The sequence below is a fragment of the Gemmatimonas groenlandica genome (assembly GCF_013004105.1).
In the GTDB taxonomy this organism is placed as follows: domain Bacteria; phylum Gemmatimonadota; class Gemmatimonadetes; order Gemmatimonadales; family Gemmatimonadaceae; genus Gemmatimonas; species Gemmatimonas groenlandica.
This window is the reverse complement of record NZ_CP053085.1, coordinates 282,564-302,798: the sequence shown is the minus strand read 5'-3', so window position 1 is coordinate 302,798 and position 20,235 is coordinate 282,564. Positions and strand designations below refer to the sequence as shown.

Below are 20,235 nucleotides of genomic sequence, written 5' to 3'. Positions count from 1 at the left end.
GATGCAGTTTGTCCGTTTGTGGAGGAGACTTCTCTCGGCGCTGGACAGACCAGACCGGCCACCAAGATCGGGAAAGCTAGGGTCGCCGTTACAGAGGGGCAACACAGTGGTGTAACCGGCGGGTCACGCTGAACTGCCAACTGCCGAGGAGGCAGGGAGGAGGTGAAAAGGGAGGATGAGGCAGGTGAACCACGTATGGCCCCTGCCTCCTCCTCCCTGACACCCTCCTCCCGGCCTCCTAAGCTGTTGGCAGTCAGGGCCTTGAGGCCCTTCTCCCAACCGTCAGGTAGTACACCGGCACCCCCAGCAGAATCACGCCAAACACGCCCAGCGTGGGCACCCGTTGTGCGTCGTCCATCAGCGCGTTCACCAACAGGAACAGCGTTGCCAGACAGAACAGTGCGGGGACCAGCGGATACCACGGCGTGCGTACCGGTGGATTCCAGTCAGGGCGCTGCCGCAGCTTGAAAACGGCGCCGATGCTGAGGATGTAGAACACCAGCGAGGCGGTCACGAAGATGTCGGCCAGCTGCTCGAAGGTGCGCACCAAGACGAAGGCGATCGCGATCGTCGCGGTGAGCAGAATCGCCACGTAGGGCGTCTTGAACGTCGGATGCACGGCCGCGACTTTTTTGAAGAACAGCCCGTCGTCGGCCATCGCGAAGAAGATGCGAGGGCCGGTGAGGAGCGAGCCGTTCACCGAGCCGAAGGTCGACAGCAGCACCGTAATCGCGACCAGCGTGACCCCGATCGGGCCGATCAGCTTCTCGGCCACGTCGGCCGCGACCAGCCGGGCGCCGCGGATCTCGTCGACCGAGAGCACCGACAGGTAGGCGATGTTGGCCAGCAGGTAGATGAAGATGATGCTGAGCGTACCGAGGACGATCGCCTTGGGGAGCGTCTTCTCGGGGTCCTTCACTTCGCCAGCCACCTTGGACAGGTCGCCCCAGCCGTCGAACGCCCAGAGCACCGAGACCAGGGCCAAACCGAAGGCGGAGACCGAGAAGCTTCCCGGCGGCATGGCCGGGGTAAAGTGCCCGCCGGTTTGTGGGAGCCCAAGAATCAGGGCGAGCAGGATGATCAGCATGAGGCCGCCGTACTTGGCGACCGTGGTGAAGTTCTGGACGAGGGCCCCCCATTTGAGCCCCACCACGTTGATCACCGCCATGAGGGCGACCGTGGCCGCCGCGATCCAATGCGCGTAGGTATCGTATGGCGCTAGGGCGGGATTATAGCCCAGCCCGCGTAACAGGTACTCGGCGAAGGTGGTCGAGATACCGCCAAGTGCTGCGGCCCGGATGAGCGTGAGCTCCGACCAGCCGTACAAGAAGGCGGGCAAGCGACCCCACGCTTCGCGGATGTACACGAAGTAGCCACCGGTCCGCGGCATCGCTCCAGCCAACTCGGCCAGGGTGAGGGCACCGCAGAGGGCGAAAATGCCGCCGGTGACCCAAACCGCCATCAGGGGCAGCGGTCCGGGGAGCTTATCGGCGATCCCGGCCGGGGACCGAAAGATGCCCGAGCCGATGGTGGTACCGACCAGAACGGCGATGGCGCTCCACAGCCCTAAGCGGCGCGGCAGCTCCGTGCTGGTTCCGGAATTTCTGCTCGTCGAGGAAACCGATGGTGAGGTCATGACGCTATGGTAGTACGCCGCGCACAGTACCGCACGGGGTGCCGTCGTCTACTTTTCAAGGGCTATGACTTCCGTCCTCACTGTGTCCCTTCCGCCGGCTGTTGTGACCGCGCTGTTCTGGAGCGCCGTCGTGGCCTGCGTGATCGCGCAACTGTTCATTTTGCGCGCTGTGTTCCGTACACTGCCCATCCTGCCGTCGTCGTCGCAGGTGCCGACGCCGCATCGCCTCACGGAAATCCTGTGGGTGGTCCTGCCGGTGGGTGGACTGATCGCCGTCTTCATTGGCGCGTATCGCGCCCTGCCTCTATGAGCACGTCTCTCTCGCTGCCGCCGGCCTCGGTGCGTCGGTCGGCTTACGCCGCGCTGTTCGTCTCGCTGGTGCACATCATTTTTGGCGCCATCGTGCGCATCTCCGGCTCAGGCATGGGATGCGGCGACAACTGGCCGAAGTGCTACGGCTACTGGTTTCCGCCACTCGAGCGTATGGACCTCATCATCGAGGTCTTCCATCGCTATCTCGCCATCGCCCTGTTCGTGAGCATCGCGGTGTTGGTGGCAAGTGCGTGGACGCATCGTGCGCATCCCTCGGTGGGTGGACGCGGTGGCGTCTGGAATGCGTCGCGCGTGGCCCTCGGGCTGTGGTTTGCGCCGGCGCTGTTCGGTGCGGTGACGGTGTTCACCGGAAATCCGGCGTGGGCGACCGTGGTGCACAAGCTGCTGGCCGCGTCACTGCTGGCGGTGCTTACGGTGGCGACGATTCGGGCCGGCGGACTCGGTGGCACGTCGATCTTGACCGCGAAGGGCACGACGAAGGCCGTGGGCGGTGCCACGGGCGCTGCGGTGCTGGCGTTGCTGGTGGTGTTGCTGGGCGGCCTCACGGCGAAGATTCCCGGTGCGGCGGTGGCCTGTGCGGGCTTCCCGCTCTGTGGTGAAGGCTCGCTCGGCGGTGGCGCGCAGCATGTGCAGCTCACGCATCGCATTCTGGCGTACCTGCTGGTCGCGCACCTGATCTCACTGCCGATGATCTTCCGCAAGCGAGGGGAACCCTCGGCCATGTTGCGGGCGGCGTGGATCGGGCTCGGGCTCGGGGTGCTGCAGATCGTGTGGGCCGGCTGGATGGTGACCGGTGGCTTCCCTGGCGTGGTGCGCTCGCTGCATCAGGCCACGGGCATTCTGATCTGGGTGACGACGTTCGCCATGGTGTATCTGGCGCGCATCGCCGCCGGCCGTACGGTGGTGGCGTCGCAGGCGAAGGGAGCAGGCACCGCTCCGGTGTCGGCTCGTGCGGTTCCATCGATTTCATGACCGGAGTCGCGCTGGACCCCGACAAAGCCCCAACGCCGCTCTCGCGCGATCTGATCGCGCTGACCAAGCCGCGTATCATCTCGCTCCTGCTCGTGACGACGGTAGCGCCGATGTATGCGGCGGGCTCGCCGACGTTGCTGACGGTGCTGCTGGTCAGCATCGGTGGCTATCTCATGGCCGGCGGCGCGAATGCGGTGAACATGTATCTCGATCGCGATATCGACGACGTCATGGCGCGCACGCGCCTGCGTCCGATTCCGAGCGGACGCATGTCGCCGATTCAGGTGCTCGCCTTCGGGGTCGCCTGCGCGACCTTCGCCACGTGGCTGCTCGCGCACTTCGTGAATGTGCTCACGGCCGGACTCGCACTGGCCGGTTTCTACTTTTACGTGTTCATCTATACACGATGGCTCAAGCGGTCGTCGCCGCAGAACATCGTGATCGGTGGCGCGGCCGGTGCGTTTCCGCCGTTGGTGGGTTGGGCGGCGGTGACGGGTACGCTCGACGTCTCCGCGCTGTGCATGTTCCTGATTGTGTTCTACTGGACGCCGCCGCATTTCTGGGCGCTCGCTCTGCTCAAGCAGGTCGACTACGGCCGCGCCAAGGTGCCGATGGCCCCGTTGGTGTGGGGTGAGCGCGAAACGATGTATCAGATGGTGTGGTACACGGTGATCCTCATCGCGCTGACGCTGCTGCCGGTGTTGTTCGGGGCGTTCGGCACGCTGTATCTGCTGTCGGCGATCCTGTTGAACGCGCTGTTGATGGGCGGCGTACTCAAGGTGCTCTTCGCCGCGCGCGCGTCGAAGCCGTGGACCGGTCCGGCGTGGTGGGTCTACAAGTATTCGTTGCTGTACCTGGCGCTGCTCTTTCTCGCGATGGCGGTCGATCGGGCGATTACGCGGTGACGTCACGCCGCTCGGTGTCGCCGCGCCCGCTGGCGCGGCTGGTGCCGCTCGTGCGGCCGTACACGTCGCGACTAGTTGTCGCGTTTCTCTTTCTGGTCGTCGCCGCGGCGGCGGGGCTGGTGTTCCCCGCCGTGCTACGGTATCTGCTCGACGCCGCGTTCGAACTGAAAGACCGTGACGCGCTGGACCGCATCGCGCTTGGTCTCCTCGGCGTGTTCGCGGTGCAGGCGGTCGCGAACTTCGCGCAGGTGTTTCTGCTCAGCTCCTCCACCGAGCGGATCGTCGCGACATTGCGCGAACAGACCTATGCGCATCTCATTCGGCTGTCGCCGGCGTTCTTCACCGAGCGGCGCACCGGTGAGCTCACCAGCCGCCTGAGCAGCGACCTCGCCTTGCTGCAATCGCTGCTGAGCACGTGGATCTCCGAACTGTCGCGACAGACGCTCTTTCTGATCGGCGGCATCGCGATGATGTTCGTGACGAACCCGCGGCTCACACTCACCACGCTGGCCGTGGTCCCGCTGGTGGTCGGCGCGGCCTTCACCTTCGGCCGAGCGCTGCGTAAAGCCAGCACGAGTGTGCAGGACCGCATCGGCGAGGCGATGGGCATGGCCGATGAATCGTTCGGCTCCATTCGCACCGTGCAGAGCTTCACGCGCGAAGGGATCGAGACCGAACGCTTCGGCGCGCTGTTGTACGACCTCGTCGGGGTGGCGGTGTATCGCGCGCGCATGCGGGCGCTGTTTTTCGGCGTGGTTGGCTTCGTGGCCTTCGGCTCGGTGGCGGCGGTGCTGTGGCAGGGCGGCGCGCAGGTGCTGGAGGGGAAGCTCACAGCCGGCACGCTGGTGGCGTTCCTGTTTTACGCGTTGTTCGTCGCGGCGGCCGTGGGCTCGTTGGCTACGCTCTTCGGCAACTTTCAGGAAGCGGTCGGTGCCGCCACGCGCGTCTTCGAGCTGCTCGATGCCGAGCCCACGGTGCGCGACCCCGCGCAGCCGCATCGCTTCACCGGGCCCGTGCGCGGTGCGGTGGCGCTGGAGTCGGTGGCATTCCGGTATCAACCCGATCAGCCCGACGTGGTGCAGGACATTTCGCTCGACATCGCGCCGGGTGAAGTCGTCGCGCTGGTCGGGCGCTCCGGCGCCGGCAAGACTACGATCGCGAGTCTGTTGCCGCGCTTCTGGGACGTCACGTCGGGCCGCATCACGCTCGATGGCATTGATATCCGCGACCTGTCACTCGACACGCTGCGTGGCGCGATTGGGATCGTGCCGCAGGAACCGGTGCTGTTCAGCGGCACGATCCGCGAGAACATCGCGTACGCGCGCCCCGACGCCAGCGACGCCGACGTGTTACGGGCGGCGCAGGCGGCGCATGCCTGGGAGTTCATCGAGCGGCTCCCCGACCAGTGGAACGCGCGCGTGGGTGAACGCGGCGTGAAGCTCTCTGGCGGCCAGCGTCAGCGCATCGCGATCGCGCGCGTGTTTCTGAAGGACCCCGCGGTGGTGATTCTCGACGAGGCCACCTCCAGTCTCGACACTGAGAGCGAACGGTACGTGGAGCAGGCGCTCGAGCAGTTGCTGCAGGGTCGCACCACGCTGCTGATCGCGCACCGCCTCAGCACCGTCCGCCGCGCCGACCGCGTGGTGGTGCTCGATCAGGGCCGCATCGTGGAGACCGGCGGCCACGACGAACTGCTCGGCCGAGAGGATGGACTCTTTGCGCGGTTGCATCAGCTGAGCTGAGCAACAGGGCGGGTGAGTTTGGAGTTGTGAGTGGAAGTTTCGAGTCGTGAGTCAAGCCACCACAGTTCGCCCACTCACGACTCCGAACTTGAACGCACGACTCCCAACGCACGTGAGTGCCTGGGTCGCGCAGCAACGCCAGAGACGTCAGTACGCCAGCTCCACCCGCGTCTCCACGTGTGCGTCGACTTTTACTCGCTGCTGCTTCGTGCCGAACCGCTCGTGCCACACCACCAGCGTGTACGATCCGGGCGGGACGTTGTCGAAGCGGAACTGGCCGTCGGCGGCGGTAATCGCGACGAACGGATGCGGTGTGACCGCGAGATAGGCGCGCACCCACGGATGGAGATCGTCGCGGATCTGCACGAGCCCAGGCGCTTTGGCCGCATCGCTCGTGGGCACCACCTGCCCCGCGTCGTTGAACAGCACCGTGCCGCGCGACGCCGACGAGGCGCCCACGTCGATGAACTGCAATCGTGTCATCATCGCGTCGCGTGACGTGATCATGACCGTGCCACCGGCCGCGACGCGCTGCACGCGCGGATCGAGCCGACAGCCGTCGAGCATCACGCGCACGCGACGCGGCGCGTCGTCGCGGGGGCCGGTGGCGACGCCCACCAGCCACACCACGCTATTCCCCACGCCACCGTCGCGACTGGGCACCAGCGATTGCGTGAAGGGACGGCACACCGACAGATCGTGCGTGGGCGCAATGCTGGTGTCACGCGGTGCGCCACCGCCGATCTTGCCCACGATGAATCCGCTGCTAGCCTGCGCCGACAGGGTGTACTGCGTTCCGTCGGCACCGCCGGCCGCTCGCGTGAGCGACAACACCGCGCTGTCGCGTGACACCGCGCCCGCCTGATCGGCGCCCGCCCGATCGGCGCCCGCGCCGGCGGTGGTCTGTACATCCGCGATGCGTCCGTTCGCCTCGTTCGACGATCGCGACTCACCGCAGGCGACGAGTGTCGCCAGCAGCACCAAACTCCAACGGCCGTACGCGCGAGCCGTCAAACGACGATCAGGTCGCGCTGCACGTCGCCGGGCGTCACCAGCAACGAATCTTCGGCCACGTACGCGTTCACTTCCGACCGCACACCCAACTCGCCGGGCAAGTAAATACCCGGTTCGATCGAGAAGCCCACGCCCGGAATCAGCAGGCGATCATCACGCGATTCCAGATTGTCGATCTGCGGACCCGAACCGTGCAGTTCACGCGAGTCGATGCTGTGCCCCGTGCGATGCCAGAACTGCGGGCCGAACCCGCGCGCTTCGATCACGGCGCGCGCCGCGTCATCGGCTTCGCCGCCGCGCACCGGCAGGCCGGCCGTGATGCGACTCTGCAGCAGCGACAGCGCCGCGTCACGCGCGTCGCGCACCGCTTCCCACACCGTCACCACGCGCTCGGTCGGGGCGCCCATCGATGCCATCCACGTCTGATCGGCGTACACGCCGCCGTTCTTCTCGCGCGCCCACAAGTCGATGAGCAGCGTGTCGCCGCGCTGAATGAGCCGGGGCGAAGCGGCCGACGGCATGTAGTGCGGGTTGGCCGCGTTCTCGCTGGCGGCCACGTCGGGGCCGTGATGCGTCTCGAGTCCGGCCCGTTCGAACGCTTCGAGAATTCGCGCCTGCAGCTCGTGCTCGGCCACCGGCGTGCCCAGCGCGACCATGTCACCGGCGTAGGCGATCGCCCCGTGCGCTATGTGCATGATGCGTTCGGCCGCCCGCTCGTGCGACAGCAATTGGTCGGGTGTCCACGTGGCGTAGATCTGCGACACCAAATCGCCAGAACAGACTACCGTCGCGCCGGCTGCGCGCACCATTTCCAACACACCGGCCGGCACGCGATCGAGATACGGAATCGCGTCACCCGGCGAGTACTCCATCGCTACCCGTTTGCCCTGCACCAGTGACGCCACTTCCGACTCGAGCGCGCGCCAGCCGCTGTAGGTCCGCAGAGGCCATGCCTTCGGCCACTGTGCCCACGGGCCGGGTTCGATCGCGTGCGCAATACCGATCGGCAAACCTTCGCGGGGAATGAGCGCGAACACGCGACGCGACACGAGGCCGTCGAAGCCCAGCAGCCCCGACGCGATGGCGTTCGTACCGCGGAAGTCGTACAACAACCAGCCGTCGAGATCGGCGTCGGCAAGCAGCTGCTGGAGGCGCGGCAGCATTTCGGGGGTCAGCATGGCAGTCTGGATGTCAGGATCAGTGCACGGCAGTGCACCATCGACGCTCCGCCGACGATTCGACGGGGCCTATCAACAAATCAGCGGCGACGCCACTCGGCGCGCCACTGACAGTGGCGATCACCGCGCGTGCGGCACATCACATGCTCGATCGCACCATCGGCGTCGGCCAGCAGCAGAAGCGCTTCCCTGAACGCCGCTTCGTAGAGACCACAGCCGACGGCCCGGGGCGCGGCATCGGCGGACACGGGCGACTCCACGTCGAGCAGCAAGGTGCTGCCCTGGCGCACGAGCACGCCGTTCATGTAGCGACGCGACAGCTTTCGCAGCAGTCGCAACGCGATCGGTCGCCCGATCAGCGACGGGAGCGAACGGGCGGCGCCGCGCTGGAGTCCGCTGATGGTCAACACGTACGAGCGCGCCCACCGCCGTCCGGCTTCGCGGAACGCGAGGTCGGCATCTGGACGACGGCCGATGAGGCGCGCAAGCGCGAGCACTTCGTCGAAACCCACGCGCTGACGAGCCCGGACCGCGTCGCTGTAGCGACGGATCTGCTGGTAGACCGTATCGCTGAGACCAAGCCGCTTGTTGCGCAGTTCATGCACCAGCTCGGCATCGAGTTCCGCTTCCGGCGTATCGATCGCCTTGACGGCCTCGAGCAGCGCCAGCGGGAGCCGCGCGTCGAGCGGTTTGCCCGAGAGCACCAGCGTGGATTCAGCAGGGACAGTGGCGCGGGCAGGCCGGCCGTCAATCAGAGAGGACACGCGGTGGATGCTAACGTGTCCCCGGTCACGATTACAAGCGCAGAACGACGCAAAGACACGCCGAACCTGATGAGATCGGCGACGCCGACCCGCTCATGGTTCGGCTCGTCATCTTGCGCGAAGGCGATTCAGTAGGCAGCGTGTTCGTTAAGATGGCTCAGCACCTCCCGCCCGACGCGCCCGTCGCGTCCCTCACCGATTGCGCACACATCCGGATGCATCTGGATGCCTTCGTGGATGGTGAGCTCACCGCGTTCGATGGCCACGACCACCCGCTCACGGAGCTGGTCGGTGCGCATGTGCGCGTGTGCGAGCCCTGTGCGCGGCTCGAACGGCAGCTGCAGGCACTGCGTGCCGCGCTGCGCGCCCTCGCGCGACGGGAGCAGACAACAGCCTGCGCGAGCGACGCGCTGCGTCGGCGCGCGGCGCAGATCCTCGCGTCGCGCTGATCTCCATCGTGTCGGCGGCCGTGCCCGCGTGGTCGAGCGTGGCGGGCCCGTCCACCCCGGTGGCGCTCGGTCTCGCCATCCTCATCGCTGGTGCCGCGTGGCGCCAGCAGAGTCTTCGTACGAGCGGCGCGCTGGCCGCGGCGGTGGTGGGGGCAATCGCCCTTCGCGCGGGCTGGCCCTGGGGCGGATTCCTGATCGCCTGGTTTGCGTGGGCAACGCTCGCCTCTCGACTGGGACGTGCTCGAAAGGAACAGCGAACCGCCGGCGTTGTGGAGAAAGGCGCGCAACGCGACGCGGTCCAGGTCATGGCCAACGGTGGCGTCTTCGCCATGGCCGCTACACTGACCCTCGTGCGAGGCGATCCGTGGGCGCAGGTGGCAGTGTGGGGCGCGGCGAGCCTCGCGGCAGCCGGTGCCGACACGCTGGGCACGGAAATCGGCACCTGGATCGGCGGGATCCCGCGCTCCGTACGGACATGGCGTCCGGTGCCCACCGGTACGTCTGGTGCCGTGAGCGCTGCCGGAAGTTTTGCCACGCTGCTGAGTGCGCTCGTGCTGGCCGCCATCGCTGTAGCGATGGGACTCGTACCGGCCCCACAGTGGTGGATCGTGGCCGTGGCGGCACTGTTCGGGGCGATCGTCGACACCGTCGCCGGCGCGTTGGTGCAGCAGCGACGCTGGTGCCCCTCCTGCGAAATGGCCACCGAGCAGTCTCGCCATTCCTGCGGCACCGATACGCGGCACCGGGGAGGCTGGCGATGGCTCGGCAACGACGAGGTGAACTTCGTGTGCACAGCGTCGGCGGCCCTGCTGGCCTGGCTCATCAATGGCGCGGTCGCCTAGCGACGGCTCACGTCCACTCGCCCGGCTGGCCCCTCGCTTGCACCTGGGATCTGTGAGCCCGCTCGAGGAGTTAGCTTCTCTGGATTCCTCTGGTTTTGTGTTGTCCCATTCCGAACTTCATGTCCGACTACTCGCGCGCCTGGCAGGTGATCGTCGTGGGCGGTGGCCCCGCCGGCAGTTCGGCGGCCTGGCATCTCGCCACGGCGGGCCTCGAGGTGTGCCTGCTGGACCGGGCGCGGTTTCCCCGGGCCAAGCCCTGCGCTGAGTACGTCAGCCCGGAAGCCAGCCGCATTCTCGATGCCATGGGGGCGCTGGCGCCGCTCGAACACGGCGGTGCGGCGTCGTTGACGGGAATGGTCGTGCATGCCCCATCGGGTGACCGCATTCACGGCGAGTTCGTCGCGCGTCATGGCTTTCGCGGATTCCGCGATCGCGGACTCGGCGTGCGACGCGAGATTCTCGACACGCTGCTCATCGAGCGTGCGCGGGCGGCCGGTGTCTGCGTGTTGGAAGACGCGAAAGTCGAGGGCGTCACTCTCGACGCGAGTGGCGCCGTGAGCGGCGTCGAGGTGCGCACCGACGAGGGCATGCGTACGATGCGCGCCTCACTCGTGATCGGCGCCGACGGACTGCGTTCGATCGTGTCGCGCCGCCTGGAACTGGCGCATCAATCGCGTTGGCCGCGACGCGTGGCGCTGGTGGCGCACTATCGGGGGGTGCGCGACATCGGCACCCTTGGCGAGATGCATGTCACGCGCAACGGCTACGTGGGACTCGCCGCGGTGTCCGGTGGCCTGACCAACGTGGCGTTGGTCGTGCCGCGAAGTGCGGCCCAAGGGATGGCGGGCGATCCGTCGGCGTTTCTCGAGGCGTGGATTGCCGCGCAACCGGCGTTGCACCCGCGTTTTCTCGACGCCGTGCGTGAGACGCCCGTACGCGCGACCGGCCCGTTCGCATCGCACGCGACCCGAGCCTGGGCGCCGGGCGCGATGCTCACCGGAGACGCCGCCGACTTCTACGATCCCTTCACCGGGGAAGGCATCTACGCCGCCCTGCGCGGCGGTGAGTTGCTGGCCCCGTTCGCCGTCGACGCGGTGCATGCCCGCGAGCAGTCCGACGCGCGCGGCATGCGCCGAGCACTCAGGGCCTATGAGCAGGCGCGGAAGCGTACCTTCGCGGGAAAGTGGCGCGTCGAAAAGCTCATTGGAGCCGCCGTGGCCTTTCCGACGTTGATGAATCACGCCGCGCGAGTGCTGACGCGCGATCGCGATCTCGCTGACCTGTTGATCGGGGTCACGGGCGACTTTGTCCCGCCGTCGGCGGTGCTTCGCCCGCGCACCCTGCTCCGATTCCTTTCCTGATGATCGATCAAGACCTGTTCCGGGCCGTCCTCGGCCGCTTCGCTTCCGGCATTACCGTCATCACGACCCGTGATGCGAGCGGGACGCCGCACGGCATGACCGTTAGTGCCTTTTCCTCGCTGAGTCTCGACCCGCCCCTCGTGCTGGTGTGCATCGGCAACGACGCCACTATGGCACCCGTCATGACGCAGGCTACGAGCTTCGCGGTCAATGTGCTTGCCGACTCACAGGAGGCGCTATCCCGCCGTTTCGCCGGCAAGGTAGACGATCGTTTCGCCGGAGTGGGCTACGTGGACGGTGAGCTGGGCGATGCCGTGCTCGATGACGTGCTGGCCTCGATGCAATGCCGCATCGTGGCGCGCCATGAAGCCGGCGACCATGTCATCGTGGTCGGACATGTCGAACAGGCGGCCGCACGCGATGCGAAGCCGCTGCTCTACTATCGCGGTGGTTACGCGCAGTTGGAACGATAGACTCGCCCTTCGCCTCCATGTTCACGCCGGCTCGCCAACGCGGCAGTGAGATCCTCGACGACCCCGGCGAGGATCCCGCGCTCGCGTTGCGCTCGCTGCGTGATGTCGCGTTGGCGAATCGTTTCTTTGGTGGGCGCCGAGCCGTGCTCGCAGAGGTTCGGCGCGAGCTGCTTCGGCAGCGGGCGCTCGATGGAGCCAGCACCGCGATCACGCTGCTCGATATCGGCACCGGACTCGGCGACATCCCGCGCGCCGCGCAACGCATGGCCGCCGGAACGGCAGTGCCACTCACCACCATCGGTGTAGAACTCGTACCGGCGCTGGCGCACGCAGCGAGCGCCGCCTGCACGCACGCGCTGGCCGCTGACGCGATGGTGCTGCCGTTCCACGATGGAAGCATCGACATTGTGACCTGCTCGCAGGTGCTGCACCACTTCGACGGGGCGGAGGCGGAGCGCTTGTTACAGGAATGCACGCGCGTGGCGCGGTCGGCGGTGATCATCGGCGACCTGCGTCGCAGTTGGTTTGCGGTGGCCGGGCTCTGGGCGGCATCGTTCGTGCTGGGGTTTCATCCCGTCAGCCGCCACGACGGCATCGTCTCAATTCTGCGTGGCTTTACGCGCGACGAGTTGCAGCGGCTCGTGGAGCGGGCCACCGGATGTCCGGTACGCACGGGCCGGGCGTTGGGGTTCCGTGTTGTAGCCGTCTGGTCACCATTGCAACAGGCCAGTAGGCGCTCGTAGTGTCGCCCAATTTTCCCTCAGCCTCGACCATGCACGCGAACTACGAACTGGGTCCGCCACCGGCGGATCAACTGGTGACACAGATCGACGAGCGGATCGTACGAGCGCCGGTCGCGCGCATCTTCGAGATCGCGCGCGAGGTGGAGCATTGGCCGGCGTATCTGCCGCACTACCGGTTCGTACGGTTCCGTCATCGCACGCCCGATGGCGGTGGTATGGTGGAGATGGCGGCCAATCGCCCGTTCGGCCTGTTCAACTGGCCCACGTGGTGGCTGTCAGAGATGGCGGTGAATCATGACGTACCGTGGGTTCGGTTCAAGCACGTTGGTGGTGTCACCACGCGCATGGATGTGGAGTGGAGCTTCACGCCGGTCGAGGGCGGTACGCTCACGCGTATCGTGCACGTGTGGAACGGCCCGTTGTGGCCGGTGATCGGACGGTTCGCGGCCACGCAGGTGATCGCTCCGGTATTTGTGCACGGCATCGCGTCGCGCACGCTGGCGGGTCTGGCCGCCGTCGCTGAACGGGATCCTTCATGACCAATCCGCCGCAGTCGCACACCACGCCCGAATCCTCACCATCCCGACGCCGGGTCGCCATCACCGGCATCGGGTGCGTCACACCGATCGGCACCGGCGTCGAAGCGCTTTGGCAGGGGTTGCGCGCCGAGCGTTCGGCGGTGGTTCCCGCCACGCGCTTCGATGCGTCGATCTATCGATCGCAGTGCGCCGCGCAGATCGACGACTTCGATGCCACGAAGTGGATCGATGCGAAGCGCGTGAAGCGGCTCGACCGCTTCAGCGAATTCGCGGTCGTGAGCTCCATACTCGCGCTCGAAGACGGCAATCTCGATCTGGCCAACGAAGATCGTGATCGCGTGGGCGCGATGATGGGTACCGCGCTGGGCGGCGTCGGCTACGCCGAGGAACAGGCCGCTCGCTTTCTGCACGGAGGACTGCGCGCCGTCGATGCCACGCTCGCCCTCGCGGTGTTCGGCGGTTCGGCCAGCTGCAACATGGCCATCGAGTTCGGCGTGTCAGGCCCCAACTCCACCAACGCGATGAGCTGTGCATCGGGCTCCATGGCCATCGGCGAAGCGTTCCGTCAGATCCGCGATGGCTACGCCGACGTGATGCTGGCCGGCGGATCGGAAGCGCCGCTGGCCACGCTCTGCTTCGGCGCGTTCGCGCTCATTCGCGCGATGTCGACGCGCAACGACGATCCGGCGCGCGCGTCGCGTCCGTTCGACAAACACCGCGATGGCTTCGTGATGGGCGAAGGCGGCGCCGTGCTGTTGCTGGAGGAGTGGTCACACGCGGAAGCGCGTGGCGCCCGCATTTATGCGGAGCTGAGCGGCTACGGTACCACCAACGACGCGCATCACATGACCGCACCGCGCCCCGACGGCGCGCAGGCCGCACGCTGTATGCGCAACGCGCTGCGTGATGCGTCGGTCGGCGTGGAGCAGATCGACTACATCAACGCGCATGGCAGCAGCACGCCGCTCAATGACCCCACGGAAACGATGGCGATCAAGCAGGTGTTCGGCGATCACGCGTACCGCGTACCGGTGTCGAGCACCAAGGGCTACTACGGCCACGCGCTCGGTGCGTCAGGCGCGTTCGAAGCCGCGATCAGCGCGCTCACGATCTCACGCGGCTGGATTCCGCCCACGCTCAATCTGGAAACGCCCGACGACGGCTGCGATCTGGACTACGTGCCGCAGCACGGGCGCGAGCTGAGCCCGAAGGTGGTGCTGTCGAACAGTTTTGGGTTTGGTGGGATTAACGCCGCGTTGGTGCTCAAAAAGCCAACTGCCTAGGAAGCAGGGGGGAGGGTCTCAGGAAGGAGAACGCAGAGAAACCGCGCGTGGTCTCCCTGCCCTCTCCGCCCTGACACCCTCCTTCCTGCACACTAAGCAGTTGGCAGTTTCAGTCCCGTTTACGCACCCTTCAAGTACGTCTCCGCATACCGCTCAATGGACCGCTGAATCACCTTGAACGCCACCTCACTCTTCTCCCATCCCTGAATCTCGACGCGCTTGCCCTCGAGATCCTTGTAGATGCCGAAGAAGTGTTCGATCTCCTTGAGGTAGTGCGCCGGCATGTCGGCGATGTCGTAGATGTCGTTGTGATACGGATCGTCGCTGGGCACGGCGAGGATCTTCTCGTCGGGCTCACCCTTGTCCAGCATTTTCAGCACGCCGATCGGGCGGCAGGTGATCTGGCAGCCGGGGAACGTGGGCTCGTTGATCCGCACGAGAATGTCGAGCGGATCGTTGTCCTCGTGCAACGTGCGCGGAATGAAGCCGTAATCGCCCGGGTAGTGCACGGCCGAATACAGCACGCGATCGAGCTTGAACTGTCCGGATTCCTTATCGAGCTCGTACTTGTTGCGCGAGCCCGCGGGGATTTCGATGATCGCGGTGACCAGCTCCGGCACATGCGGACCGGGGGGCATGTCGCGCCAGGGATTGTGCATCGACGAAGGGGTGTTGAAAGAAGACAAATCAGCGGTTGCGCAGAGCAGCGGCCGCTTCGAGTGCGAAGTAGGTAATCGTCATGTCGGCGCCGGCGCGGGCGATGGCCACCAGGGATTCCATCATGGCGCGATCGCCGTCGATCCAGCCGCGTTCGGCCGCCGCCTTGATCATCGAGTACTCGCCACTCACCTGATAGGCCGCGAGCGGCATCTGCGTCTCGCGCTTCACGGCGGAAATGATGTCGAGGTACGCGCCCGCTGGCTTCACCATCAGGATATCGGCCCCCTCCTCCACGTCGAGCTTCACCTCACGCAGTGCCTCTCGGCCGTTGGCCGGGTCCATCTGATAGCTGCGGCGATCGCCGAACGCCGGTGTCGATTCCGCGGCTTCACGGAACGGGCCGTAGAACGCCGACGCGTACTTGGCGGCGTAGCTCATGATCGGCGTCTGTGTGAAGCCGGCCATGTCGAGGGCGCGACGCATGTGCCCGATGCGCAGGTCCATCATGTCGCTGGGCGCCACGATATCGGCACCAGCTTCGGCGTGCGCCAACGCTTCGCGCGAGAGCAGTTCGAGCGTGGCGTCGTTGTCCACCTCACCAGAGGGCGTGAGCAAGCCGCAGTGTCCGTGATCGGTGTACTCGCACATACACACGTCGGTCACGACGACGAGATGCGGGAACTCTCGCTTTACCGCACGCACCGCGGCGGGCACCGGGCCCTGCGGATCCCACGCCGACGAGCCGGTGGCATCCTTCGTGTCCGGGATACCGAACAGCAGAATGCCGCCGATCTGCGCCGCCACCGCTTTCTCGGCGTCACGCAGCATCTCATCCACCGACGTCTGCGACACACCCGGCATCGACCCGATCGGTGCGCGCACGCCCGTGCCCGAGCGCACGAACAACGGCCAAATGAACTGCGCCGGGTCGAGCCGCGTTTCGCGCACCATGCGGCGAAGTGCCTCGGTGCGCCGCAAGCGACGCATGCGCATCGGCATCAGCTGGCTCCCTGCGCGGCCGCCTTCTCGGCCGCCTTCGCTGCCGCCGCTTCGGCCAGCTCTTCGCGCAACTCTTCCAGAATGCCGGCACCACCGGCCGCGTGCAGCTGCCGGGCGAGTTCACGTCCGCTCGACGCCGGATCATCGGCGTTGATCGGCAATCCGCCGCGCACGACCGACACACCGTCGATCGACGCAATGATGCCGTGCAGCATCGGGCCGTATTTCGCTTCGTACGTGGTGCACGCGCCGATCGGCACCTGACAACCGCCTTCGAGCGCGGCCAGCAGTGCACGTTCCGCCGTCACCGCGGCGCGCGTGTGCGCGTGATCGAGCGTGGCCAGAATCGCCGTCATGCGCTCGTCGTTCGCGCGCGCCTGCACGGCGATGGCCCCCTGCCCCGGCGCCGAGATCCAGTCGGGCGGATCCATGAACGCGACAATGCGATCGCCGAGTCCGAGACGGCGCAAGCCGGCGGCAGCGAGCAGCGCGGCGTCGACTTCACCAGCGTCGATCTTCCGCAACCGCGTACCCACGTTGCCGCGCAGTTCTCGCACATCGAAGTCGGGACGCAGCGCGCGCAATTGGGCGCGACGACGCAGTGATGACGTACCGACCTTCGCGCCCTTCGGCAGCTCCAGAAGGGTACGCGCGGTCGTGTTCGGACCGACGACCAGCGCATCACGCGGATCCTCGCGCTCGAGCAGCGCCACGATGGTGAGCCCTTCGGGATCGGCCGTGGGCAGATCCTTCAGCGAGTGCACCGCACAATCGGTGCGACCGGTGATGAGATCGGCTTCGAGTTCGGCCGTAAACAGCCCCTTCTCACCGATTGCGTTGAGCGGGCGATCGAGAATGCGATCGCCGATGGTGGTGTACTCCACCAGTTCACTCGCGACGCCGCGCTCGGCGAGCGCAGCAGCAACTTGGCGCGCCTGACGCAGCGCCAACTCAGAGGAACGGGTTCCGATGCGGACGACAAGATCAGTCATGCTACAACTTATTGGGGGAGCCGCAGGTTCAGTTAGCCCCCGCCATTCCGGATTACTTGCCGCAGGCCTTCACGATACTGATCACCCACCCCTCCATCGTGGCGGCCCCCGATTCCACCTTCACGGGGAAGCCGGCCACTTTCGCGGCGCGCGCGGTGACGGGGCCGATACACGCCACCGGCAGTCGACCGGCATGCTCGGCCGGGAGGGCATCGAGCAACGCGTCTACGGCACTCGGCGCTGCCACCGTGACCAGGTCGATCTCTCCGGACTTGACCAACTCGCGGACGCGGGCCTGACCGTCGGCATCGGGGGCCGTGCGATAGGCCGGCACGCCCTCGACCAGCGCCCCTAACGCCCGCAGGCCGTCGGGCAGCACGTCGCGAGCGGCCGCGGCGCACGGGTACAGCATGCGGGCGCCCTCGATGTCCGATCGCGATGCCATGGCATCGAGCATCCCGACCGCCTGCGCGTTCTCGGGCTGAACCGTGGGCGTACGCCAGCCACACTGTTCGGCGGCGGCGGCAGTCGCGGTACCGACCACGGCCAGGCGCCGCGTGGCCATGGCCGCTTCGGCGCCTCGGTCGGTCACCACGCGGGCCAGATGCTCGACGGCGTTCACGCTGGTGAGCAACACCCAGTCGAATTCGACCAATCGCCGCACGGCATCGTGCAACGGTGTGAGGTCCAGTGTCTCGATGCGGGTGAGCGGCACCTCGTACACCGTGGCCCCCTTGGCCCGCAGCGCCTGGGCCAACGGCGACCCACGCTCACCGGCACGCGTGACCGCGATGCGCACGCCCTCGAGCGGCCGCGGCTCGGGTGCGCGTGCCACCATGATCATCGGCCGATCACCTGTTGATCAACGTCCGCGCTTCGCCCGCGCCATGCGGCGAAGCAACAGCACGATGTATCCGCCGTAGGTCACCGCAACAATGGCGTAGCCCGCCCACATGTACCCACTGCTATCAGGCGGCCCGCCCACCTTGGGCACATAGGCCACCTTTCCGGCCGTGTCCTGTACGGTGGCAACGGTCAACATCGGCGCCGAGGACAGCAGCGCGCTGCCATGCACGATCACGCCGCCTCCATGGCCGCGCGTGCGTCACGCAGCGTCGCCCACCGAAAGCGAAGTCGAAGCAGCGCGAAGAACAGCAGCAGGAACGCGGCCATCGACAGGCCGAACGACATGAGCATCTCGGGCGGCATCTTGGGCTTCTCCGGCGCCAGCACGACGGGCTCCGGGTGCATGCCGCGGAACAGCTTCACGGTGAGGTGAATAAACGGCACCAGCAACGCGGCCAACGTGCCCATCACCGCCGACAACCGCGCGCGCACCTCGATCGACTCCACGCCGCTGCGCAGCACGAGATAGCCCACGACCAGCAACCACAGGAACAGCGTGCTTGTGATGCGCGCTTCCCACACCCACCAGGTGCCCCAGCTCGTGCGCGCCCAGACCGGGCCTGTCACCAGTACGATGCCCATAAACACGAGACCCACTTCAGCCGATGACTCGGCTAAGCGATCGAGGCGCTCGTCTTTGATCCACAAATACATGATGCTGCTGATGAACAGCAGGCCGCAGGCGAAGTACAGACCGATGATCGCCGCCGGCACATGCACATAGAAGATCTTCTGTGCCGCGCCGAGCATCGCATCGATGGGCGTGAAGAAGAGCGCGCGCGCACACGCCGCGATCACCGCGACGATCGCGATCGCGAGAAACGCATCGAATCCCTTCGGCTCCGGCAACGTGGCCGGACGCGGGGCAGCAGACGACACCGACGACATACCTACTCCTCGATGGTGAACGGAAACACCACGATACAGGCTGAGACAAACACGAGATCGAACGCGAGCAACACCTTGAGCCACGCCATACCCTCGGCGATCGGCTGCCCCCGCAACACCACCGCGGTGGCCTGCGCTGCCGGAATCACCAGCGGCACAAAGAACGGCAGCGTCATCATCGGCAACAACAACTCAGCCAGTCGCGTGTTCGAGGCGATCGCCGCGAACAACGTACCGACCGCCGACAACCCGAGGGACGCGAGCAGCACGATGCCCACGATGATCCCCCACGACGGACCGACCGAAAGATCGAAGAAGAGCGCCACGGCGGGAAGCGCCAACGCTTGAACGCACATCACGAAGACGAAGTTCGCGATCACCTTCCCGGTAAAGATGGCCTCGCGCGACACCTGCGACGCGAGCAGGCCGTCGTAAGCCCGTTCGGCGAGTTCCAGCCCGAACGAGCGGTTGAGCCCCAGCAGTCCAGAAAAGGTGAAGATCACCCACAGCACACCCGGCGCGAGATCCATGGCCGGAATCGCCGTGGGGTCCCATGTGAAACGGAAAATCACGACCGCCAGCACGGCGAACACTGTCGCCGCCAGAAACGCGCTCCGAGTCCGGAACTCGATCAGCAGGTCTTTTCGGGCGATTCGCCAGGCGTCGGCCAGATACGACGGTGCCTTGTGGGTTGCACCCGTGTGCCCCCCGCTCACGCCAGCCCCTCGTGTACGAGGGCGCGATATTTCGCCTGGTAGCCCGGCACGTCGATGCCGGACGACGACACGAGCTGCTCATCCACGAACTTACCGCTCTGCATGATGGCCGAGTGGGTGGCGAGCGCGAGCCCTTCGCTCAGGTTGTGCGTCACCAGCACCAACGTGGCGCCATTCGCCTTGAGCGCCCCCAAGGCATCGGTGAGCGCTTGGGCGCCGGTTTCGTCGAGTCCCGTGTACGGTTCGTCCAGCAGCACCAGTTGCGGCCCATGCACCAGCGCGCGCGCGATCGACACGCGCTGCTGCAAGCCGCGACTGAGATAGCGGACCGCGGTGTCGGCGCGATCGAGCACGCGCAGCTGGGTCAGCACACGCGTTGTGGCGTCGTCGGCGTCGATCACACCCTGACACTCGGCGGCAAAACGCACGTTCTCGCGCACGGAGAGCGCCGGGTACAGCATGGCGTGATGTGAGATCAGTCCGACCAGTCGCCGTGTTTCGGCCTCACCGGGGAGCGGCTGGCCATGCAGACGGGTGGTCCCGGTGGTGGGCTTGAGCAGCCCACCCAGCAGGCGCAGCAGGGTGGTTTTGCCCGCGCCGTTCGGGCCAAAGAGCGCCAGACAGGCGCCCTCTTGCAGCGTGAGCGACACCCCATTCACGGCGCGCCGGCCACCAAAGGCGCGTACGAGCGCCTCAGCCGTCAGCGCCGGACCCGCGGCATTCGCGGACGCGACACCTGTCGCACCTGTTTCGTGGGGTGACTGCATCGCTCTACATTAGCAGGACGCCCGCGATCCGCGCACTCCCCCGTCGGACACCCCACCGCGCCGGTTCGTACCG

23 protein-coding genes are annotated in these 20,235 nt (G+C 66.6%); 11 read left to right on the top strand and 12 right to left on the bottom strand.

Annotated elements, in window-relative coordinates; genetic code table 11:
* Positions 1–253: 253 nt before the first annotated feature.
* Complete coding sequence (locus HKW67_RS01295; protein ID WP_171223673.1) at positions 254–1,636, bottom strand: APC family permease; 1,383 nt, start codon at positions 1,634–1,636, stop codon at positions 254–256.
* Between the two features lie 103 nt (positions 1,637–1,739).
* Between HKW67_RS01295 and HKW67_RS01290 the strand changes: the two genes are divergently transcribed.
* Genes HKW67_RS01290 through HKW67_RS01275 form a run of 4 tightly spaced genes read left to right on the top strand, consistent with a single transcriptional unit; the run spans position 1,740 to position 5,588 of the window.
* A complete protein-coding gene (locus HKW67_RS01290; protein ID WP_171223672.1) occupies positions 1,740–1,946 on the top strand; it encodes a hypothetical protein in 207 nt (68 codons plus the stop codon).
* Positions 1,943–2,941 (top strand): COX15/CtaA family protein, encoded by a 999-nt coding sequence (locus tag HKW67_RS01285; protein WP_171223671.1) that lies wholly within the window; start codon positions 1,943–1,945, stop codon positions 2,939–2,941. The genes HKW67_RS01290 and HKW67_RS01285 overlap by 4 nt, the downstream gene beginning before the upstream one ends.
* The gene (locus HKW67_RS01280; RefSeq protein ID WP_171223670.1) at positions 2,938–3,846 is read left to right on the top strand and encodes a heme o synthase; all 909 of its coding nucleotides are present in this window, start codon (positions 2,938–2,940) and stop codon (positions 3,844–3,846) included. The genes HKW67_RS01285 and HKW67_RS01280 overlap by 4 nt, the downstream gene beginning before the upstream one ends.
* Positions 3,843–5,588, top strand: coding sequence for an ABC transporter ATP-binding protein (locus HKW67_RS01275; RefSeq protein ID WP_171223669.1), 1,746 nt, complete (start codon positions 3,843–3,845; stop codon positions 5,586–5,588). The genes HKW67_RS01280 and HKW67_RS01275 overlap by 4 nt, the downstream gene beginning before the upstream one ends.
* Positions 5,589–5,735: 147 nt before the next feature.
* On the opposite strand, the gene HKW67_RS01270 is transcribed toward HKW67_RS01275, so the two are convergent.
* The 3 genes from HKW67_RS01270 to HKW67_RS01260 all read right to left on the bottom strand — a co-directional run bounded on the left by HKW67_RS01270 (position 5,736) and on the right by HKW67_RS01260 (position 8,544).
* A complete protein-coding gene (locus tag HKW67_RS01270) occupies positions 5,736–6,602 on the bottom strand; it encodes a carboxypeptidase-like regulatory domain-containing protein (protein WP_171223668.1) in 867 nt (288 codons plus the stop codon).
* On the bottom strand, positions 6,599–7,780 hold the full coding sequence (locus tag HKW67_RS01265) for a M24 family metallopeptidase (protein ID WP_171223667.1): 1,182 nt from the start codon (positions 7,778–7,780) through the stop codon (positions 6,599–6,601). Before HKW67_RS01265 ends, HKW67_RS01270 begins: the two co-directional genes overlap by 4 nt.
* An 80-nt stretch (positions 7,781–7,860) precedes the next feature.
* Positions 7,861–8,544: a hypothetical protein gene (locus tag HKW67_RS01260; RefSeq protein WP_171223666.1), complete on the bottom strand. Its 684-nt coding sequence runs from the start codon at positions 8,542–8,544 to the stop codon at positions 7,861–7,863.
* A gap of 152 nt (positions 8,545–8,696) precedes the next feature.
* On the opposite strand from HKW67_RS01260, the gene HKW67_RS01255 reads away from it, so the two are divergent.
* From HKW67_RS01255 to fabF, 7 genes are all read left to right on the top strand, one after another.
* Entirely contained in the window at positions 8,697–8,993 is a 297-nt protein-coding gene (locus tag HKW67_RS01255; RefSeq protein ID WP_171223665.1) for a hypothetical protein, read from the top strand.
* An 8-nt stretch (positions 8,994–9,001) separates the two neighbouring features.
* Entirely contained in the window at positions 9,002–9,835 is an 834-nt protein-coding gene (locus tag HKW67_RS01250; RefSeq protein WP_171223664.1) for a DUF92 domain-containing protein, read from the top strand.
* Positions 9,836–9,954: 119 nt separating this feature from the next.
* Positions 9,955–11,196, top strand: a complete 1,242-nt coding sequence (locus HKW67_RS01245; RefSeq protein WP_171223663.1) for an NAD(P)/FAD-dependent oxidoreductase — start codon at positions 9,955–9,957, stop codon at positions 11,194–11,196.
* The gene (locus HKW67_RS01240; RefSeq protein ID WP_171223662.1) at positions 11,196–11,669 is read left to right on the top strand and encodes a flavin reductase family protein; all 474 of its coding nucleotides are present in this window, start codon (positions 11,196–11,198) and stop codon (positions 11,667–11,669) included. Before HKW67_RS01245 ends, HKW67_RS01240 begins: the two co-directional genes overlap by 1 nt.
* 17 nt (positions 11,670–11,686) lie before the next feature.
* Complete coding sequence (locus tag HKW67_RS01235) at positions 11,687–12,412, top strand: methyltransferase domain-containing protein (RefSeq protein ID WP_171223661.1); 726 nt, start codon at positions 11,687–11,689, stop codon at positions 12,410–12,412.
* A 29-nt stretch (positions 12,413–12,441) separates the two neighbouring features.
* Entirely contained in the window at positions 12,442–12,951 is a 510-nt protein-coding gene (locus HKW67_RS01230; protein ID WP_171223660.1) for an SRPBCC family protein, read from the top strand.
* The gene (gene fabF, locus HKW67_RS01225; protein WP_171223659.1) at positions 12,948–14,234 is read left to right on the top strand and encodes a beta-ketoacyl-ACP synthase II; all 1,287 of its coding nucleotides are present in this window, start codon (positions 12,948–12,950) and stop codon (positions 14,232–14,234) included. Before HKW67_RS01230 ends, fabF begins: the two co-directional genes overlap by 4 nt.
* Before the next feature lie 119 nt (positions 14,235–14,353).
* Here the strand turns inward: fabF and HKW67_RS01220 are convergent, their stop codons facing one another.
* Genes HKW67_RS01220 through HKW67_RS01185 form a run of 8 tightly spaced genes read right to left on the bottom strand, consistent with a single transcriptional unit; the run spans position 14,354 to position 20,162 of the window.
* Complete coding sequence (locus HKW67_RS01220; RefSeq protein ID WP_171223658.1) at positions 14,354–14,893, bottom strand: inorganic diphosphatase; 540 nt, start codon at positions 14,891–14,893, stop codon at positions 14,354–14,356.
* A 28-nt stretch (positions 14,894–14,921) separates the two neighbouring features.
* The gene (gene hemB, locus HKW67_RS01215) at positions 14,922–15,893 is read right to left on the bottom strand and encodes a porphobilinogen synthase (RefSeq protein WP_171223657.1); all 972 of its coding nucleotides are present in this window, start codon (positions 15,891–15,893) and stop codon (positions 14,922–14,924) included.
* On the bottom strand, positions 15,893–16,885 hold the full coding sequence (gene hemC, locus HKW67_RS01210) for a hydroxymethylbilane synthase (protein ID WP_171223656.1): 993 nt from the start codon (positions 16,883–16,885) through the stop codon (positions 15,893–15,895). The genes hemB and hemC overlap by 1 nt, the downstream gene beginning before the upstream one ends.
* A gap of 52 nt (positions 16,886–16,937) precedes the next feature.
* A complete protein-coding gene (locus HKW67_RS01205) occupies positions 16,938–17,729 on the bottom strand; it encodes a uroporphyrinogen-III synthase (protein ID WP_171223655.1) in 792 nt (263 codons plus the stop codon).
* Positions 17,730–17,747: 18 nt separating this feature from the next.
* Positions 17,748–17,966: a hypothetical protein gene (locus HKW67_RS01200; RefSeq protein ID WP_171223654.1), complete on the bottom strand. Its 219-nt coding sequence runs from the start codon at positions 17,964–17,966 to the stop codon at positions 17,748–17,750.
* Positions 17,963–18,679, bottom strand: coding sequence for a cytochrome c biogenesis protein (locus HKW67_RS01195; protein WP_171223653.1), 717 nt, complete (start codon positions 18,677–18,679; stop codon positions 17,963–17,965). Before HKW67_RS01195 ends, HKW67_RS01200 begins: the two co-directional genes overlap by 4 nt.
* 2 nt (positions 18,680–18,681) lie before the next feature.
* The gene (locus HKW67_RS01190; RefSeq protein WP_171223652.1) at positions 18,682–19,395 is read right to left on the bottom strand and encodes a heme exporter protein CcmB; all 714 of its coding nucleotides are present in this window, start codon (positions 19,393–19,395) and stop codon (positions 18,682–18,684) included.
* Complete coding sequence (locus HKW67_RS01185; protein WP_171223651.1) at positions 19,392–20,162, bottom strand: ABC transporter ATP-binding protein; 771 nt, start codon at positions 20,160–20,162, stop codon at positions 19,392–19,394. Before HKW67_RS01185 ends, HKW67_RS01190 begins: the two co-directional genes overlap by 4 nt.
* Positions 20,163–20,235: the final 73 nt, after the last annotated feature.

Bases quoted from the DNA above. Each gene is read 5' to 3' on its own strand.
- HKW67_RS01265 (WP_171223667.1), bottom strand. From the start codon at position 7,780: ATGCTGACCCCCGAAATGCTGCCGCGCCTCCAGCAGCTGCTTGCCGAC.
- HKW67_RS01195 (WP_171223653.1), bottom strand. From the start codon at position 18,679: ATGTCGTCGGTGTCGTCTGCTGCCCCGCGTCCGGCCACGTTGCCGGAG.
- HKW67_RS01230 (WP_171223660.1), top strand. From the start codon at position 12,442: ATGCACGCGAACTACGAACTGGGTCCGCCACCGGCGGATCAACTGGTG.
- fabF (WP_171223659.1), top strand. From the start codon at position 12,948: ATGACCAATCCGCCGCAGTCGCACACCACGCCCGAATCCTCACCATCC.
- HKW67_RS01280 (WP_171223670.1), top strand. From the start codon at position 2,938: ATGACCGGAGTCGCGCTGGACCCCGACAAAGCCCCAACGCCGCTCTCG.
- hemC (WP_171223656.1), bottom strand. From the start codon at position 16,885: ATGACTGATCTTGTCGTCCGCATCGGAACCCGTTCCTCTGAGTTGGCG.
- HKW67_RS01285 (WP_171223671.1), top strand. From the start codon at position 1,943: ATGAGCACGTCTCTCTCGCTGCCGCCGGCCTCGGTGCGTCGGTCGGCT.
- HKW67_RS01185 (WP_171223651.1), bottom strand. From the start codon at position 20,162: ATGCAGTCACCCCACGAAACAGGTGCGACAGGTGTCGCGTCCGCGAAT.
- HKW67_RS01295 (WP_171223673.1), bottom strand. From the start codon at position 1,636: ATGACCTCACCATCGGTTTCCTCGACGAGCAGAAATTCCGGAACCAGC.
- hemB (WP_171223657.1), bottom strand. From the start codon at position 15,893: ATGCCGATGCGCATGCGTCGCTTGCGGCGCACCGAGGCACTTCGCCGC.
- HKW67_RS01235 (WP_171223661.1), top strand. From the start codon at position 11,687: ATGTTCACGCCGGCTCGCCAACGCGGCAGTGAGATCCTCGACGACCCC.
- HKW67_RS01245 (WP_171223663.1), top strand. From the start codon at position 9,955: ATGTCCGACTACTCGCGCGCCTGGCAGGTGATCGTCGTGGGCGGTGGC.
- HKW67_RS01255 (WP_171223665.1), top strand. From the start codon at position 8,697: ATGGCTCAGCACCTCCCGCCCGACGCGCCCGTCGCGTCCCTCACCGAT.
- HKW67_RS01205 (WP_171223655.1), bottom strand. From the start codon at position 17,729: ATGATCATGGTGGCACGCGCACCCGAGCCGCGGCCGCTCGAGGGCGTG.
- HKW67_RS01240 (WP_171223662.1), top strand. From the start codon at position 11,196: ATGATCGATCAAGACCTGTTCCGGGCCGTCCTCGGCCGCTTCGCTTCC.
- HKW67_RS01220 (WP_171223658.1), bottom strand. From the start codon at position 14,893: ATGCACAATCCCTGGCGCGACATGCCCCCCGGTCCGCATGTGCCGGAG.